This window comes from Hoylesella timonensis 4401737 = DSM 22865 = JCM 15640 (assembly GCF_000455445.1).
In the GTDB taxonomy this organism is placed as follows: Bacteria; Bacteroidota; Bacteroidia; order Bacteroidales; family Bacteroidaceae; genus Prevotella; species Prevotella timonensis.
This window is the reverse complement of the sequence record NZ_HG417097.1, coordinates 106,854-123,828: the sequence shown is the minus strand read 5'-3', so window position 1 is coordinate 123,828 and position 16,975 is coordinate 106,854. Positions and strand designations below refer to the sequence as shown.

Sequence of the window (16,975 nt, the reverse complement as noted above, 5' to 3'; positions counted from 1 at the left end):
TAGCAATACGAAAAGAGCAAAGCCATGAATGTTGAAACGTCTCAATTTATACACCAGCATGCAGAGGACGATGTGCGCAAGTTAGCCTTAGAGGCTCACAAATATCCTGATGTAGACATGCCTTTTGCATTACAGCAAATCGCCGGAAGACAGACAGCTCAACGCAAACTGCCGTCATGGGCGTCGAATGATGAGCTACTTTATCCGCCTCACTTGTCTATGGAGCAATGTTCTTCGGAGCAAACGGCACAGTACAAAGCCAAATTGGCGTGGCAATGTGCCCAGTCTGACTTTCAAAACAAGGTAGAAGAACAATCCTCTACCGAAAATACAGCGCTGCTCAAGGCATGCTCTTTGGTGGATTTAACGGGAGGATTGGGGGTAGACTTTTCGTTCATGGCACTTCCGTTCCATGAGGCTGTGTATGTGGAGCGACAGCGTTGCTTGTGTGATATAGCCCAACACAATCTGCCACTGTTGGGAGTGAATCAGGCGCAGGTGGTTTGCTGTGACGGCGAGCAGTACCTGCAAACCATGCAACCAGCAACGGTGATCTACCTTGACCCAGCGCGTCGTAATGATAATGGTGCTAAAACGGTTGCCATCTCCGATTGTACTCCCAATCTACTCTCTCTGCTTGCGGACTTGTTGCGTAAGAGTTGGGTCACGCTGGTGAAGCTATCACCTATGTTAGATTGGCACCAAGCAGTTGTGCAGCTCAACACTTTGTCAAACTGTGTGCGGCAGGTTCACATCATTGCCGTGAACAACGAGTGTAAAGAGTTGTTGTTTGTTTTGAGCCATCGGTGGCAGTCACCGCTTGCGGTGCATTGTGTCAACAATGAGCAAACTTTTGTTTTTTATCCTCAACAGACGGTTGCCTCTCCAAAAATATCTGTTCCTATCGGCAGTCACCTGATAGGACAGTATCTCTACGAACCCAATGCTGCGTTGATGAAGGCAGGCTGTTTTGCGGAAATAGCACAGCAATTCCAAGTTGATAAGATAGCGCCCAACTCGCACCTTTATGTCAGTAGGCAAGAAGTGGAAGGCTTTCCCGGTCGTAAGTTCCGTATTAAAGCCATTTCTTCGATGAATAAAAAAATGCTGAAGACCCAACTTGCATCTATTCGCCAAGCCAATATTGCGACGCGCAACTTCCCTCTGTCTGTTGCCGAGCTTCGCAAACGGCTCAAAATACGTGAGGGGGGAGAGGTGTATATATTTGCAACGACAGACGTTGAGCAAAACCATTGGTTGTTGATTGGCGAGAAACTTTGATATTGAAGAATTGTCTTATATTTAGTCTGTGCGTAGGCTGTCTTTTTTGTGTGCAAAATAGTTCATCCTTTGGCATGTTTTCATGCCACCGAAGTGAATGATGACAGTGGAAAAATATCACCCTCTCAAATTGTAATTTTCTTTACAAACCCCCTTTCAAAACTCGCGAATTTGTCATCACTCGCATCCTTCGTTGCAAATATGCGAGTATTTTGAGAGTTACGGTACGCACTCTTTCAACACCCATAAAAACGACTGTTTTAGGCAGTTTTTACCGCATTTTTGCTTTGAAGCAATGGGATAGTTCGGTTAAGTGCATGTTCTAACCCCCTTATCTCCATGACTTAATCGGCTTATTCACATGACTTAGTCGGTTTATCTCCATGAGATTGCTCGCTGTTTTCATGCTTTCGTGAACCAAAAAGGAGCGTGTTGTGCCATGAACCGATACCTGTACGCAAGCTATGGTAGCATGATAGTAGGGTTGAGTTGTCCGTTTGCCTCCTTTTAGCCTATTGTCCGCGCTCTAAAACGAAGAAAATAAAATGCCAAAAAATGGTTAAAATATTTGACATTATCCGTAGATTTTTTCACCGCAGAAAATCATTTTAGCTGGTGGATGTTGCAGTCTTTATCGTCGATAAAATAAGGTTTGAAAATTGACCTTCATCCACAAGTGCGTATCTTGTTATTTCAGCATCATCAAAATGCTACCCACAGTGATGAGCAAAGCGCCAAACAGCACCTTAGGCGTGATATCCTCGTGTAGAAAGATATATGCTAACAAAAGAGTAATCACCACACTCAGCTTGTCAATGGGTGCTACACGTGCCACATCCCCTTCTTGAAGAGCCTTAAAATAGAAGAGCCACGACAAACCTGTTGCTGCGCCAGAGAGAATGAGAAACACCCATGTACGCCGTTCGATGAGATGAATTTCATGTTCATGGTGCCCCCAAAACACCACACCCCAAGTAATGATAAAAATCATGACTGTACGGATGGCAGTGGCTAAGTTGGAATTAATATCTCGCACACCCACTTTTGCAAATATGGCGGTCAATGCTGCAAAAAAGGCGGATAGTAAAGCGTAATATTTCCACATAATTGATTCACTGAAATAATATCCTTCTTATGGAGGGCTCTCTGAAGCTAATGGGATGTCCTTAAGCAAGGAGAACCATGTATTAAAACATTCTTTAAGGATAACGACGTTTCAGGAGGATTATTTTTCTTAATAGTGAATAATCATTATCTCACACGGTTTTCCAGCAAGATTAGATGAGAGAATAACGTCAGTTCAAGGGATAAGGCTTTCTGTGTCAGCGTGTTTATCTCGCATATACATTGTTATTTGAGCTTATCGTGTCATCTGCAGATTGTCCAATAATAGTCCTTTTTCAGAATAAAAATATACCATTATTCACTTATTTATGTAATAAATACGTGATTTCTTTTGTAAATTTCCTAAATAAGCGTATCTTTGTCAGCCTATATTGCTTATAATTTTATTAGAATAGAATGCCATCTATAGAAATTAAAAAGGTCGAGTCGCGGCGCGATTTGAAAAAATTTGTGGACGTACATTACGACCTTTATGAGGGAAATGAATACGATGTCCCTAATCTTTTCATGGATGATATGAATACACTCCGGAAAGATAAGAATGCTGCATTTGAGTTTTGTGAGGCAGAATATTACATTGCGTTCAAGGACGGTAAGGCTGTAGGACGCGTAGCTGCCATTATCAACCATCGTGCAAACGAAAAATGGAATAAAAAAAGCGTTCGTTTTGGTTGGATTGACTTCATTGACGACATTGAGGTGTCACGGGCTTTGTTGGAGCAAGTGGAAGAATATGGTCGTTCAAAGGGGATGACAGAGGTTGTCGGACCATTAGGATTTACTGACATGGATCCAGAAGGAATGCTGACTTGGGGATTTGACAAGCTCAGCACCATGATTACCATTTACAATTATCCCTATTACCCTCAACATTTAAAGCAATTAGGTGGATGGGAAGTGGATCAGGAGTATGTGGAATATTTCTTAGATGTTCCTAAGGAAATACCTGAAAAATATGCTAAAGTAGCAGAGATTGTTGAGAATCGTTACAATCTACATATCAAGAAACTTACCCGTCGTGAACTGCGAACCACCGACTATGGACGTCAGGTGTTTGGCATCATTAATGAGACTTACAAAGACCTTTATGGTTATTCAGAGTTGAGCGAGAAGCAAATTGATCACTATGTGAACATGTATCTTCGCTTTGCCGATTTGAATATGATAACACTCATAGAGGATTGGAATAAGGACAAAAAGCTGATTGGCGTGGGCATTTCAATACCTTCCTTGTCGTATGCCTTGCAAAAATGCCGCAGAGGACGTTTGTTACCTTTCGGTTGGTGGTATTTATTACGAGCCATTAAATTTCAAAAAACTGGTGGTGGAGGAGACTTGCTCTTATTAGGCGTTCTTCCTGAGTATCGCTCAAAAGGAGCAAATGCCTTATTATTTACCGACTTAATTCCCGTGTTTAACAAATATGGGTTTACATGGGCGGAGAGTCAAGTAGAGTTGGTGACCAACGAAGGCGTGCAAAGTCAATGGGGACCATTAAAGCCTACGAATCATAAGCGTCGCTGTTGTTATCGTAAAGAGATAAAATAGTACGTTTGGTATTCATCTTTTCTGATTTGGTTGATTTGTCCTACTTCCTCATGTACACGCATGCGCTTGGATAGAAGGGAAACCTTACGCTTTGTTTCGTTGTGAAAATAACGACAATAAAAGTGACTCAAGCGGCTTGTGTGAACAATGAAGCCTCCTCTCTATGCTATAATTATACAAAGAACTATGACAGAAAAAATCAACACGAAATTAGAAAATAGTCAACAAAACAAGAAGTCTGTCTCTCCTCAGCAACAAGCAGATGCTGTTGCTTATACCGATGATAATATCCGTCATTTGTCGGATATGGAGCATGTGCGTACTCGTCCAGGCATGTACATCGGTAGATTGGGCGACGGAAAACTGCCAGAGGACGGTATTTATGTACTCCTGAAAGAGGTTTTGGACAACTCTATTGATGAGTTCAAAATGAAAGCGGGCGATCGGATAGAGATAGATATTGAAGATAATCTGCGAGTTCGAGTGCGCGACTATGGACGAGGCATTCCACAGGGGAAACTGGTGGAAGCTGTGAGTGTACTCAATACGGGTGGAAAGTACGACTCCAAGGCTTTCAAGAAGAGTGTGGGACTCAATGGTGTGGGTATCAAAGCCGTGAATGCACTGAGTGCTCATTTCGAGGTAGAATCGTTTAGAGAGGGGAAAGTGAGAAAACTTACCTTCGAAAAAGGCGACATGAAAACCGATAAGACGACAAAGACTTCGGACGAATCTGGTACCTATATTTATTTTGAACCCGATGACACGCTCTTTAAGAACTATTCGTTTCATGATGATATTGTGGAAACGATGTTGCGCAACTACACGTATCTGAATGCTGGTCTCACCATTATGTATAACGGGCGGCGCATCAAGAGTCGTAATGGCTTGGAAGATTTGCTGAACGATAACATGACTACAGATGGATTATATCCAATCATACACATGATAGGTGAGGATATTGAGATAGCTTTTACCCACACCAATCAGTACGGAGAAGAATATTATTCGTTTGTCAACGGACAACATACTACGCAAGGAGGGACGCATCAGAGTGCTTTTAAGGAGCATATAGCCAAGACAATAAAGGAGTTTTTTGATAAAAACTACGAATATACCGACATCCGAAATGGTATTGTAGGTGCCATTGCTATCAATGTCGAGGAGCCTGTGTTTGAGAGTCAAACCAAGATTAAGTTGGGTTCAACGCAAATGGCACCTGGAGGTGAAACCATTAACAAGTATGTGGGCGATTTCATCAAACGTGAAGTAGACAATTACCTGCATATTCATAAGGAGGATTGTGCGGATATTTTAGAGGCTAAAATTAAATCAAGCGAGCATGAACGCAAAGCAATGGCGGGAGTAACGAAGCTCGCCAGAGAGCGTGCAAAGAAGGCGAATTTGCACAATAGAAAGCTACGCGACTGTCGTATCCATTTCAGTGACGAGAAAAACGACAGGAAAGAAGAGAGCTGTATCTTTATCACAGAGGGCGATTCTGCCAGTGGTAGTATCACGAAGAGCCGAGACGTGAATACGCAAGCAGTGTTTTCATTGCGTGGAAAGCCTTTGAATTCGTTTGGTTTGACAAAGAAAGTGGTGTATGAAAACGAAGAGTTCAACCTCCTTCAAGCTGCACTCGATATTGAAGATGGATTGGATACGTTGCGTTACAACAAGGTAATTGTGGCTACAGATGCCGATGTAGATGGGATGCACATCCGACTTTTAATCATTACCTTCTTCCTTCAGTTTTTCCCTGAGCTGATAAAAAAAGGTCATGTGTATGTGTTGCAAACGCCACTCTTTAGAGTTCGTAACAAAAGAACAAAGATAAAGAATAAGGATGTGATTGCTGAAGCGGATGAAAAGCTCGATAAGAAGGATAAAAAGAGCGACTTCATTACACGCTATTGTTATAGCGAGGAAGAACGGCAAGAGGCAATCAAGGAACTTGGTCCCGACCCTGAAATAACCCGATTCAAAGGATTAGGCGAGATATCCCCCGATGAATTCGTACATTTTATCGGTCCTGATATGCGCTTGGAACAGGTGACATTGCATAAAAATGATCAGGTGCAAAAGCTTTTGGAGTATTACATGGGCAAGAATACCATGGAACGACAAAACTTTATTATTGATAATTTGGTTGTAGAAGAGGATATCCCAGAGGAAGACACCACCTTAGTAAGCTGATTCTGAACCAACTTTATCATCATTATTTTTTAACGAAGTTTGAATAAATGAGAAGATTTATAGCGTGTATAATGTTCGGATGGGTGGTTTGCACCGTTTCGGCACAGTTTAATTTTAATTTTGGGAAGAATTCTCCTATTCGTAAATTGGAAATAGCGGAAATAGCTATTCAAAATTTATATGTAGATACTGTTCAGGAAGATCAGTTGGTAGAAGAGGCTATCCGTGGAATGTTAAACCATTTAGACCCTCACTCATCCTACACTACAGCAAAGGAAACCAAAGCCATGACGGAGGCATTGCAAGGCTCGTTTGATGGAATTGGCATACAGTTCAATATGATTCAAGACACGCTGATGGTGATACAGACCATAGCAAACGGTCCTTCAGAAAAAGTAGGTATCATGGCTGGCGACCGTATCGTGAGTGTTAATGATAGTAGTATCGCCGGGGTGAAGATGGCACGTGAGGAGATTATGCGCAGATTGCGTGGCAAGAAAGGTTCGAAAGTAAAGCTTGGCGTCTTGCGTAGAAACATTTCAGGAATGCTCTTCTTCACCGTGATACGCGACAGAATACCCGTCAATACCATTGATGCCAGCTATCTTATCCGACCACAGTTAGGATATATCCGCATTGGTAGCTTTGGGGCAACGACGTATGCAGAGTTCATGGCATGCGTTAGTGATTTGAAGAAGCAAGGTATGCAACATCTTATTTTAGACTTACAGGATAACGGAGGGGGCTATTTGCAAGCTGCCGTTCAAATTGCCAATGAGTTTTTACACCGCAATGACTTAATTGTTTATACCAAAGGTCGCCGTTCTAATCGTAAAGACTATCTTGCAAAGGGCAATGGTAGCTTGCTATCTGGGAAAGTGATGGTGCTTATCAATGAGTTTTCTGCATCGGCTGCCGAGATTGTTACAGGTGCCATACAAGATCAAGACAGAGGACAAGTGGTAGGACGAAGGTCGTTTGGCAAGGGTTTGGTGCAGAGTCCGATACAGTTTCCTGATGGAAGTATGATGCGGCTCACTGTTGCTCATTATTATACACCATCGGGACGATGTATTCAGAAGCCCTATAAAAAGGGCGATCGTAAAGACTATGCACTGGAGTTGGACCAGCGTTTCAAGCATGGAGAGCTGTATAGTGCCGACAGTATCCATTTTGCAGACTCGTTAAAGTATTATACTTTGCGCCAAAAGCGAGTTGTGTATGGAGGTGGAGGTGTGATGCCCGATTACTTTGTTCCGCTGGATACGGCTAAGTTTACATCGTTTCATCGACAGTTGGCTGCTAAGTCAATCATTATTAATGAAAACCTCAAATACGTTGACCAGCATCGCAAGCAGCTACGAAAGAAGTATACATCTTATGAACAGTTTTATCAATCGTATGAAGTTCCACAAACTTTTATCGATGCAGTGATAAAGGCAGGAGAAGAAGCAAAGTTGAAACCTAAGGATGAGGCAGAACTTCAGCGTACTTTGCCCATGTTGAAAAATCAGTTAAAAGCACTCGTTGCACGTGATTTATGGGGCATGAACGAGTATTTTAGAATAATGAACGAAACCAATGACATCGTACTCAAAGCGGTAGAACTCATGAAATAAATTTCAATTTGCACGATACGATACTCCCCGAAAATTATCCTTGTGATAGTTTTCGGGGAGTATTGTTTGTATATTCGTTCCCCATGAGGGGTTTGTTGTGGGCTACATTTGAGGAGAGGAGGGCGCTTGGGGAACATTATCTGACTAATCCTGTTCCTTGAGAGCTATACTCTTATGGCGAGCGCCTTATTTTCTGCTGCCTCCATCAGTTCGCGTTCGCCAGGACCCTTGTCGTTGATTCCACAGAGATGTAGAATGCCATGGATGATAACACGATGGAGTTCCTCCTCGTATGTCTTGCCAAACAGTTCGGCATTGGTGCGAACTGTGTCAAGACTAATTACGATGTCGCCGTTCACAGTGTCGCCCTCATCATAGTCGAAAGTAATGACATCTGTGTAATAGTCGTGTCCCAAGTATTCGTTGTTCACCTCTAAAATCTTCTTGTCGTCTACGAACATATAGCCTACCTCGCCAATCTTTCGGCCGTAGGTGGCAGCTACGGCTTTGATCCAAGTCGAGGTTTCTCGTTTTTTGATGTTCGGCATCTTCACGCCGTCTGCATTATAGGTTATCATCAATTAGTATTTTTTCATTTGATTTTATGGAAATTACTACTCAAAGGCTACGGTTTGTCACTTTTAGGTGCAACGGGTAAGAACTCCTTTACGTCTCTTCCGTAGCGTAACAGTTCGCGAACCATCGATGAACTTACGCTGGCTAACTGTGGTTCGGTGAATAAGAAAATAGTATCAATGCCACTTATATGGCGATTGATGTCAGCCTGTTCACGTTCGTATTCAAAGTCTTTTACCGATCGGACGCCTTTTATTATATAGGTAGCTCCTTCTCTTTTGGCAAAATCTACCGCCAAATCGTGATAGGACTTCACCGAAATTTTGGGTTCGTTGGCATATAACTTTGTAATTGCCTCTATGCGTTCGGCTTCAGAGAGCATGTGACTCTTTTGGCTGTTCACCCCCACACCGATGACGATGTGGTCGAAGAGAGGCAATGCACGCTTCACTACGGAGTCGTGTCCGATAGTGAAAGGGTCAAAGCTACCCACGAAAATTCCAATTCTTTCTTTTTGATTCATGTTGAACGTTCGTGAGTTATGTAAATAATCCTGGTTCCATCAGGTTGCCTTTGTATGGGTCTCGCCCCAAATGTTCGTATGCTAAGTGCGTTGCCATACGCCCTCTGGGGGTACGCTTAATGAATCCTTCCATGATAAGAAAAGGCTCATACACCTCTTCTACTGTACCTGTGTCCTCGCCAATAGCTGTTGCAATAGTACTTAGTCCTACGGGACCGCCACGGAATTTGTCGATGATGGTGAGCAAAATCTTATTGTCTATCTCGTCAAGTCCATATTGGTCGATATTCAATGCCTGTAAGGCATATTTTGCAATCGCTGTATTGATTCCTCCATTGCCTTTCACTTGTGCGAAGTCGCGTACACGTCTTAGCAACGCATTTGCGATACGTGGCGTTCCTCTTGAGCGGCGTGCAATCTCATAAGCTGCCTCTTCATCAATAGGAACTTTTAAGATGGTGGCACTTCGGGTAATGATTCTAACCAATGTTGGCGGCTCATAATACTCCAAGTGCATGTTGATACCAAAGCGAGCACGCAAAGGAGCTGTTAAAAGTCCGCTTCTCGTTGTCGCTCCTACCAAGGTAAAAGGATTTAAATCGATTTGTATAGATCGCGCAGAAGGCCCTTTATCTATCATGATGTCGATGCGATAGTCTTCCATGGCAGAGTAGAGATATTCCTCCACCACAGGCGACAGTCGATGAATCTCATCAATAAACAGCACATCATTGGGCTCAAGAGAGGTCAGAATGCCTGCTAAATCACCTGGTTTGTCAAGCACCGGTCCACTTGTTAGCTTAAAGCCAACGCCCAATTCGTTGGCAATAATGTTGCTCAAGGTTGTCTTTCCCAATCCCGGAGGGCCATGTAAAAGCGTATGATCTAAAGGCTCTCCACGATATTTGGCTGCTTCTACAAATATTTCTAAGTTCTCAACAACCTTTGGCTGACCGCTAAAATCGTTGAATTTTAGTGGTCTTAGCGCATTCTCAAATTCCTTCTCGGCGGATGAGAGGCGTTCTTCTCGGATATCAAAGTCTTCTTCCATGATTGTTGGACATCTAATTACTTCTTGCAAAGATAATGAATAAAATCTACAATGCGAACTCCTCGCTATTTTTTGACACTTGGTTGCATTTGAAATAGTGTACTTTTGTAAAAAATAAACAATTATCTCTATCGAATATGGAACACGAACATACGGAAGAACAAATGTCTTGGTGGAATGTTATTCTATCGGGTGGAATGTTGGTCATAGGACTACTTTTCCCTTACTTGGGGTTGGATTTTGTAGAAAAGCCTCAATTCTTGTTGGCTTGGTATCTACTTGCTTTTGCCTTTGTGGGTTTGCCTGTCATGAAAGAAGCATGGGAAACAGCCCTCAAGGGTGATGTCTTTAGCGAATTTATGCTCATGACCATTGCCTGTATTGGCGCCTTTGCCATTGGCGAATATCCTGAGGGAGTGGCTGTGATGCTTCTTTATTGTATTGGAGAGGCTTTGCAAGACAGAGCCGTAGACCGTGCACGTGATAACATTCAAGAACTGATTGCTTTTAGGCCTACAGTAGCTAAGGTTGTTGTCCAAGGGAAGATGATCGAAAAATCCCCCGAAGAAGTGCAGGTAGGTGACATTCTTGAGGTCAAAGCGGGGGATAGAGTGCCCCTCGATGGCAAACTTGTTTCTGCTTCGGCTGCGTTTAATACCGCTGCCCTTACGGGCGAGTCGCTACCACGAACCTTTGAAACGGGTGGAGAAGTGTTGGCAGGAATGATTGCTGTGGATGCCGTCTCTCATTTAGAGGTCGTGCGTCCTGCCAGTGAATCGGCTGTTTCACGCATCTTAAATATGGTGGAATCGGCAGCAGAACGAAAAGCTCCCACCGAATTATTTATTCGACGTTTCGCACGCATTTATACACCAATCGTCATCGGTTTGGCACTGTTGACGGTGGTATGTCCTTATTTATATAGTATTTTTGACAGTCAGTACAGTTATATTTTTACTGACTGGTTCAGACGAGCTCTTGTCTTTTTGGTTATTTCTTGTCCCTGTGCATTGGTTATCAGTGTTCCTTTAAGTTATTTTGCAGGCATAGGTCTTGCCTCTAAACATGGCATCTTGTTCAAAGGAAGCAATTACTTAGATGCCATTACAGAGGTGGACGTTGTGGCATTTGATAAAACAGGAACCTTAACTACTGGTGAGTTTGCGGTTCAGTCTGTAGTAGGATTAGACCAAGAGGCTTTGCAAACCGTGGCTGCTATGGAGAAGTCGAGCAATCATCCTATTGCCCAAGCCATTTTGAAGTATTGCCCTACGGAAGAAAACATCAGCTCTCAAGATATTGCAGGCTATGGTCTTAAGAATGATGAATGGCTTGTAGGCAACTTAAAACTGTTAGATCGTGAGCAAGTATCTTATGCTGACGCCTTGCGTAGCATACCAGAGACAGTGGTAGCGGTGGCTCGAAAGGGAAAATATATGGGGCATATTATTCTTGCCGATACCATTAAAGAAGATGCAAAGAAAGCGATTTCAGATTTGCCAGTACGAGCTGAAATGCTTTCTGGCGACCGTCAGGAATTAGTAACCAAGGTAGCTGCGGACTTAGGTATATCGCATGCGTATGGTGATTTGCTGCCTGATGGGAAAGTTTTGCACCTCCAAAATGTCAAGAAAGCAGGAGAGCGGGTTGCCTTTGTAGGCGATGGTATCAACGATGCACCAGTTCTTGCTTTGAGTGATGTGGGCATTGCCATGGGAGGTTTAGGCTCCGATATGGCTATTGAAACGGCAGATGTCATCATTCAGACCGATCAACCCTCAAAGGTAGCTTGTGCCATGAGGATTGGAAGATACACCCGACGCATTGTCAATCAGAACATTGCATTGGCTTTGGGCGTTAAAGCTGTGGTTATGCTCCTTGGCTTGTTGGGCTTTGCCAATCTGTGGATGGCTGTTTTTGCCGACTCGGGGGTGGCTTTGTTAGCTGTTCTCAATGCCGCTCGCATCTTCTTTAAGAAACAAAACTAAAACGATTTTGATGCAAAAAATTGATGTCTTTTGTCTTATTATTTTACCAAAAAACGGTCATCTAAAATCTTCAAAATAGAAAAATTTAATAGGCAAACGCCCTGCAAAAATGTGCTGATTTCAGCAAAATAAACGTCTTTTTAAGTTAGAACATCAACTTAACACGCTTGGAAACACTCTTTAGAGGTGTTATTCACATACAGTAGCAGCATTAAAGCATGCAAATAGCAGGCTTATCTCAATGCTTCAATCGCCAAAGAGGGGCAGGAATTGGATTGAAAAGAGTTGATATTTGTGTAACGTGTTCAATAACAATAAATTACAAACCTTGCTCATAACTCGCGTATTTGCGACCAACTTTGCTGTTGGTTGATTTTATGCGAGTTATGAGAGGCTCTTTGTAAAGAAAATTCAGCATTGATGAGCCTTCCATGTAGCATATCTCCAATGCTGCGTACGCAGTCTTGTTAGTGTTTTTGGTAGTCACTCAATCACCCTAAAAAGTAGGTGCTGTGGTTGCTCCTTTTTCTAAAAAGCATTGTTTATTTCTATAACTTACAGAAATTAAGAGAAGGAGACGATATAAAAAAGAATTCTGATGATAGAAGTCATAGCGTTAGTGGATGAAATCACTAATGCAGAATCGGACGATTAGCTCATGCAGATTGTTGAGAATAACAACGAGTGTGCAGCTTTTACATCTTGCGCTATGACTACTTCATATCTAAATACGAAACTAAAGGCTGGTTCTATAAATTACCACCGTAATATATGGAACCAGCCTAAATATTTTACATGCTTACATCTTGATGACCGTCTGTATGTTCGTAAACTCGTTGGTGGCATCAATAATTCTTAGCAGTTTGTCCCAGTTGGCTGCTGGTTCATGCTTGTGGTTGTAGGTTCTCACCACGTTGATGAGCAGCTTGCCATCTGCTGTTGATGCTTTGGAGACAAAGGAGCCACACTCGTTGGTCACGTTCTTATGAAGTTGCTCTAATGCATCTGTCGACACCTTGTATCCTTCAGGCAGTGCTATCTCTATATTCCACATCGTTTGTCTCGGCGAAATCATATCAATATCGGCAGTGCGGTGGCGTTCTTGTCCTTCCACTTTTAACACTCCTCCCAGTAGTTTGCCAGTAGAGATGATGAAGTTGCGCCCAGCCTTTTTTACCATTCCCTCCATGGAATAGTTGGCGGTGTAGGTCAGGTTACGGTTTTTCTTGGAGCTACCCACCGATACGATTTTGCAATCTCTGATATTTTTCGGTGTATTGTCCCAATAGCTTTTCACTAAATCTTTGAGCTGTTCCTGTTGCTCTTCTTTTGCCTTTTCCAGTGTTTGCTGTTCGGCTTCTGCCTTTCTCTTTCCCAGTGCCTCTGTAAATGGCTTGGCATCAGTCATTCGGTCGAGGTATGAGTCGTACACGTCTTTCAATGTAAGTATCTCTGTGCCGAGTTGTTCGCGGATGGTGCCAGTGGCACGATGCTCATGGTTAATCGCCAACTCCGTACCGTTTTCTATCTTTGTTTTGAGCGTATAGGCACTTTGGTTGTCCTCGGCTTTGCTGGCAGGCAGCACAAAGACAGGATAATCTTTTTTAGCTTCTTTACTATTCTCGGGTTGAAGAATGGCTTTGCGCCCTTGCATGTCAGTTCTCAATTCTCCTGCTATGTTAATCGATGGACACCACGAATAGTAGCGTTCACCCTCCTTGAGGTAGAGGAACGGCACGCCATTGGCATAAACAGACAGCTGATCGATGGGTTCGCAACCAGCCAGTGTGGTGATACCTATTCTGGTTTTCTTAATTCCAGCCTGTAAGAGCCGCAACTGAAGATTGTAGGCGAATCTGCGGAGCGAAGCGTCTACGATACGATCCTTGGCGTATGTGAAGCATAAAAGGTCGTAGATATAGTCGGCTCTATCGGTGATGTTCGGAAATTGTTTCTTAGCTGCTTTGCAGTATTTTCTGAGTTCAAGGTTGCCGAAATAATCTAATGTCGCTACACGATAAAACTCAAATGCATCATCCTGTATGTCCTTGGCTTTGGGATTGGCATGTAGTCCTTTGCTTTTGGAACTGGGTGGGATAAACTCTCCTTTGAGTCGTTTACCCTGAATGTTGAGTATCGTCATAGGGGAGTGCTCCAGCTGATGATACCATAGGTCTGGGTTGGTAGTCTCCACATTGGTCACTTCAGCATCAAGGATGATATTCTTGTCCTCATCGGTACTCTGTTTGAAGTCTGGAGCACCGTTTAGTGTTCGATATTGTGAGGTGAGGTCTTTGTCTAACGTGCAGTGCACCTTCTTCCAGAGCATAGGGTATTCTTCCTGATAGGAGATGATAAACGGTTCCATGGTATGCTCTTCAAATTTCTTCTCTTCGTAGGTGAAGATGTCAATGTTGTCACCTACTGCCAATCCTGGCACCGCTAATTTCTGCCCTTTCTCCTTGTCCTTTTTTCCTTCTGCAGTATTCACATAGTCATCTGTGCTGACTTCCCTTATAGTACCATCGGGTTTAATGACTCTTACTCCAAGCACATGCTGCACTTTCTCGCTCCAACCCAATCGGTAGCGTTGGTAATAGGAAATGAAGTCAAACTCGGAATATTTCTTAAGTGCGGCTTGGTCGTTAATGTGTATACATACACGATTGAGGTCGCTGGAGATAATGTTTCGCTTCATCTTGAAGCTCAAATTGATTACAGTGAGGAGATTCAAGTGCGACTTCTGGGCAACGCTCACATCGCGGTAGGATGCCACGATGACTGCACTCTCGTTCTTGTACTTGGAAGGAATGTTGGTGTTTTTGAATTGTGGGAGATCCATCGCCCATACGTTTTTCCTAATGGTATCGGCAAAGGCTTTGTACTTCTCCAACTTGTCTGCATACACGCATGTTGTGCCTATCAACAGCAACGTGCATAGGCACACTCTCATTTTACTTACTCTGTTCATGATATCTGTTTTTTAGTTTAGGTTCGTGATTACCAGCTGCTCGTTGCATGCATCGTTCCATTTGCTTAGCATGTTGTTCCACTTCATGATGTCCGCCTTGGGTAAGAGACGTTGGTGAATGGTGAGTACACGGCGCAATATGACGCAGTTGTCTTTCTGTGTAAAGGTGCACTCCATCGTTCCTTGTGGCATGTCGAATTTCTTCGAAGGAGGTATCATAACCTTGCAGCCTGTTGGCAGTTGCACACTCACTTCGCGTACGATGCGGCAACGGAGTGGGAGCATAACGTCGTGAGTGCGGTCGGTAGTGTCTATTCTTTGCGAGAACAGTTCGTTGTGAGGATTTAGCTCTACGTACACCTCATGGTCTGCTTGTTGCACTCCCGTGCGGTTGATGATCTTACCTTCGAGTATTGCCCACGGTTCTCTGCGGTCTTTGACGGTCCACTTTACATCAGTAATTTCGTGAGCATGGTCGTCAGAATTCATTGCATTGGCGAGCAGAAGGAGCTTATCGCCTTGCTGTGTCGCATCATGTGTCCGCATGAAAAACTCCTTCATATCGCCACACCAAGCATTACTTACGTGTCCCACGAGGCGAGGTTGATTGTTCATCTCTAATGTATAATGGTATGAAAGGCTGTCTACAGAACTGTTACTGTTCAATATGGGCAGTGTCATGAGCGTGCAGTTAGCACCATTCTCCACCATAGCCTCTCGTCCTTGGATGTTACCGGGGATGTGTGTTGCAGGAATAAAACGATTGGTGGCATCCAGCCAATAGGTCTTGCCACCGTGGCTTAGCATACAAATCATGTGGTTGACAGCTCCCAAGGTAGGCACGTCACTGGCTTTGAAAGGGATGTCTTCCGTTCCGATGTCCACCAATCGTGCATCCATTTTCTGTGCTTTAAGCAATGTGCAGAGCAGCATCGCCATGCCTTTGCAGTCGCCATAACACTTGCGTACAACTTCTGCAGGCCGATCTGGCTGATGTCCAGTGATGCCTGCTTCGAAAGCAACATACCTGATATTCTTTTGTACCCATGCATACGTATTGCGAATGCGGTCCTCATCGGTCTTTGCTCCTTGTCCAATCTCTTTCAGTATGGTAGAGAGGTTGGGGATTTTCGTGTCTATTTGGGTTAGTTCGTTAGACCATTTGTACATATCTTGATAGTCGGAAAAAGCTCCTACGATACAGATATATGGGTAAATGGAAGCCATTGGAGGCATCGCATTCTCCGACACCATGCCTTCCATGTCGGTGATGGTATAGGTATAGATTCTGTCATTGGCATCCTCTGTCTGTTCAAATTTGATGTTCGGAGTGAAGTTTTGGTGTATTAGTTTGAATTGATTGAACTGCTTGGGAATACGGATAACAACGGTCTTGTGTTTAATCTTGAAATCTTCGGAAAGATAAATGCGTGTGAAATAGCGCACATCTTTGAAAGTACGTTCAAACTTTACCTTGCTCTCATGGCGTTTCCGATCGAAGTTAATATTGAAAAAGCAGACCTTGGTGTCATCGTAAAATACATTTTCGGGCGTTGCGTTTCGATATTGTGCGGCTCCTTTTCCTGAAGCTTTATCCAGAGAGATGAACTCGCCATACAAGGTGTATGGTTGTATACTGATATTGCGAAGTGAGAGAGACTGATAAAGTGTTGTCACTGTATTCTTCACAATTGGCTTGCCATCGTTGTCAGACATGAACACATAGGTGTCGGTACAGTCATCTATTACAACGTCTTTCACGGGCTTTGCGCCCCAGATTTTGATGGATGTCAGCGTCAGCAGCAGAACAAGCCATAATTTCAAGTGAGAAATGTCATTCATCAGAAATGTTTTTAAGATATAATATATTGAAATTTAGTCTTTCATCTTTGTGGTTGTAAAAATAACAAAAATATTAATACGCCAATACGTTTTGTTTATTTTTTTTATTCGAAAAAGGAAAGTTCATGTTGCTTTGTTGCCAGTAGTCTGTGCTTGTCAAATCTTTGCCTCGTAATGGTGAAATAATAAACCATTTGATTTCGAATCAAAGGTGCTTGAAAGTTTGGATTTATTAAAAAGAGAGATGCTCAC

General features: G+C 43.1%; 11 protein-coding genes. 5 read left to right on the top strand and 6 right to left on the bottom strand.

What is annotated here, in order from left to right:
- The first annotated feature begins 24 nt into the window (after positions 1-24).
- Positions 25-1,281 carry a THUMP-like domain-containing protein gene (locus BN35_RS08870; protein ID WP_025072177.1) on the top strand — a complete coding sequence of 419 codons (1,257 nt, stop codon included), beginning with the start codon at positions 25-27 and terminating at the stop codon, positions 1,279-1,281.
- 688 nt (positions 1,282-1,969) lie between these two features.
- On the opposite strand, the gene BN35_RS08865 is transcribed toward BN35_RS08870, so the two are convergent.
- Positions 1,970-2,386, bottom strand: a complete 417-nt coding sequence (locus BN35_RS08865; RefSeq protein ID WP_025072178.1) for an EamA family transporter — start codon at positions 2,384-2,386, stop codon at positions 1,970-1,972.
- Between the two features lie 416 nt (positions 2,387-2,802).
- On the opposite strand from BN35_RS08865, the gene BN35_RS08860 reads away from it, so the two are divergent.
- The 3 genes from BN35_RS08860 to BN35_RS08850 all read left to right on the top strand — a co-directional run bounded on the left by BN35_RS08860 (position 2,803) and on the right by BN35_RS08850 (position 7,772).
- Positions 2,803-3,954: a hypothetical protein gene (locus tag BN35_RS08860; RefSeq protein ID WP_025072179.1), complete on the top strand. Its 1,152-nt coding sequence runs from the start codon at positions 2,803-2,805 to the stop codon at positions 3,952-3,954.
- 186 nt (positions 3,955-4,140) lie between these two features.
- On the top strand, positions 4,141-6,153 hold the full coding sequence (locus tag BN35_RS08855; protein WP_025072180.1) for a DNA topoisomerase IV subunit B: 2,013 nt from the start codon (positions 4,141-4,143) through the stop codon (positions 6,151-6,153).
- Positions 6,154-6,224: 71 nt separating this feature from the next.
- Positions 6,225-7,772 (top strand): S41 family peptidase, encoded by a 1,548-nt coding sequence (locus BN35_RS08850; RefSeq protein ID WP_025072181.1) that lies wholly within the window; start codon positions 6,225-6,227, stop codon positions 7,770-7,772.
- A gap of 164 nt (positions 7,773-7,936) precedes the next feature.
- Here BN35_RS08850 and ybeY read toward each other — a convergent pair whose 3' ends face one another.
- Genes ybeY through ruvB form a run of 3 tightly spaced genes read right to left on the bottom strand, consistent with a single transcriptional unit; the run spans position 7,937 to position 9,922 of the window.
- Positions 7,937-8,350, bottom strand: coding sequence for an rRNA maturation RNase YbeY (gene ybeY, locus BN35_RS08845; RefSeq protein WP_025072182.1), 414 nt, complete (start codon positions 8,348-8,350; stop codon positions 7,937-7,939).
- A gap of 47 nt (positions 8,351-8,397) precedes the next feature.
- Positions 8,398-8,871, bottom strand: coding sequence for a pantetheine-phosphate adenylyltransferase (gene coaD, locus BN35_RS08840; RefSeq protein ID WP_025072183.1), 474 nt, complete (start codon positions 8,869-8,871; stop codon positions 8,398-8,400).
- Between the two features lie 16 nt (positions 8,872-8,887).
- Positions 8,888-9,922, bottom strand: coding sequence for a Holliday junction branch migration DNA helicase RuvB (gene ruvB, locus BN35_RS08835; RefSeq protein WP_028901062.1), 1,035 nt, complete (start codon positions 9,920-9,922; stop codon positions 8,888-8,890).
- Positions 9,923-10,059: 137 nt separating this feature from the next.
- On the opposite strand from ruvB, the gene BN35_RS08830 reads away from it, so the two are divergent.
- Entirely contained in the window at positions 10,060-11,910 is a 1,851-nt protein-coding gene (locus BN35_RS08830; RefSeq protein ID WP_028901063.1) for a heavy metal translocating P-type ATPase, read from the top strand.
- Between the two features lie 799 nt (positions 11,911-12,709).
- Here BN35_RS08830 and BN35_RS08825 read toward each other — a convergent pair.
- Positions 12,710-14,881 (bottom strand): DUF3857 domain-containing protein, encoded by a 2,172-nt coding sequence (locus BN35_RS08825; RefSeq protein WP_248616667.1) that lies wholly within the window; start codon positions 14,879-14,881, stop codon positions 12,710-12,712.
- 12 nt (positions 14,882-14,893) lie between these two features.
- On the bottom strand, positions 14,894-16,723 hold the full coding sequence (locus BN35_RS08820; RefSeq protein ID WP_025072184.1) for a transglutaminase domain-containing protein: 1,830 nt from the start codon (positions 16,721-16,723) through the stop codon (positions 14,894-14,896).
- Positions 16,724-16,975 lie beyond the last annotated feature (252 nt).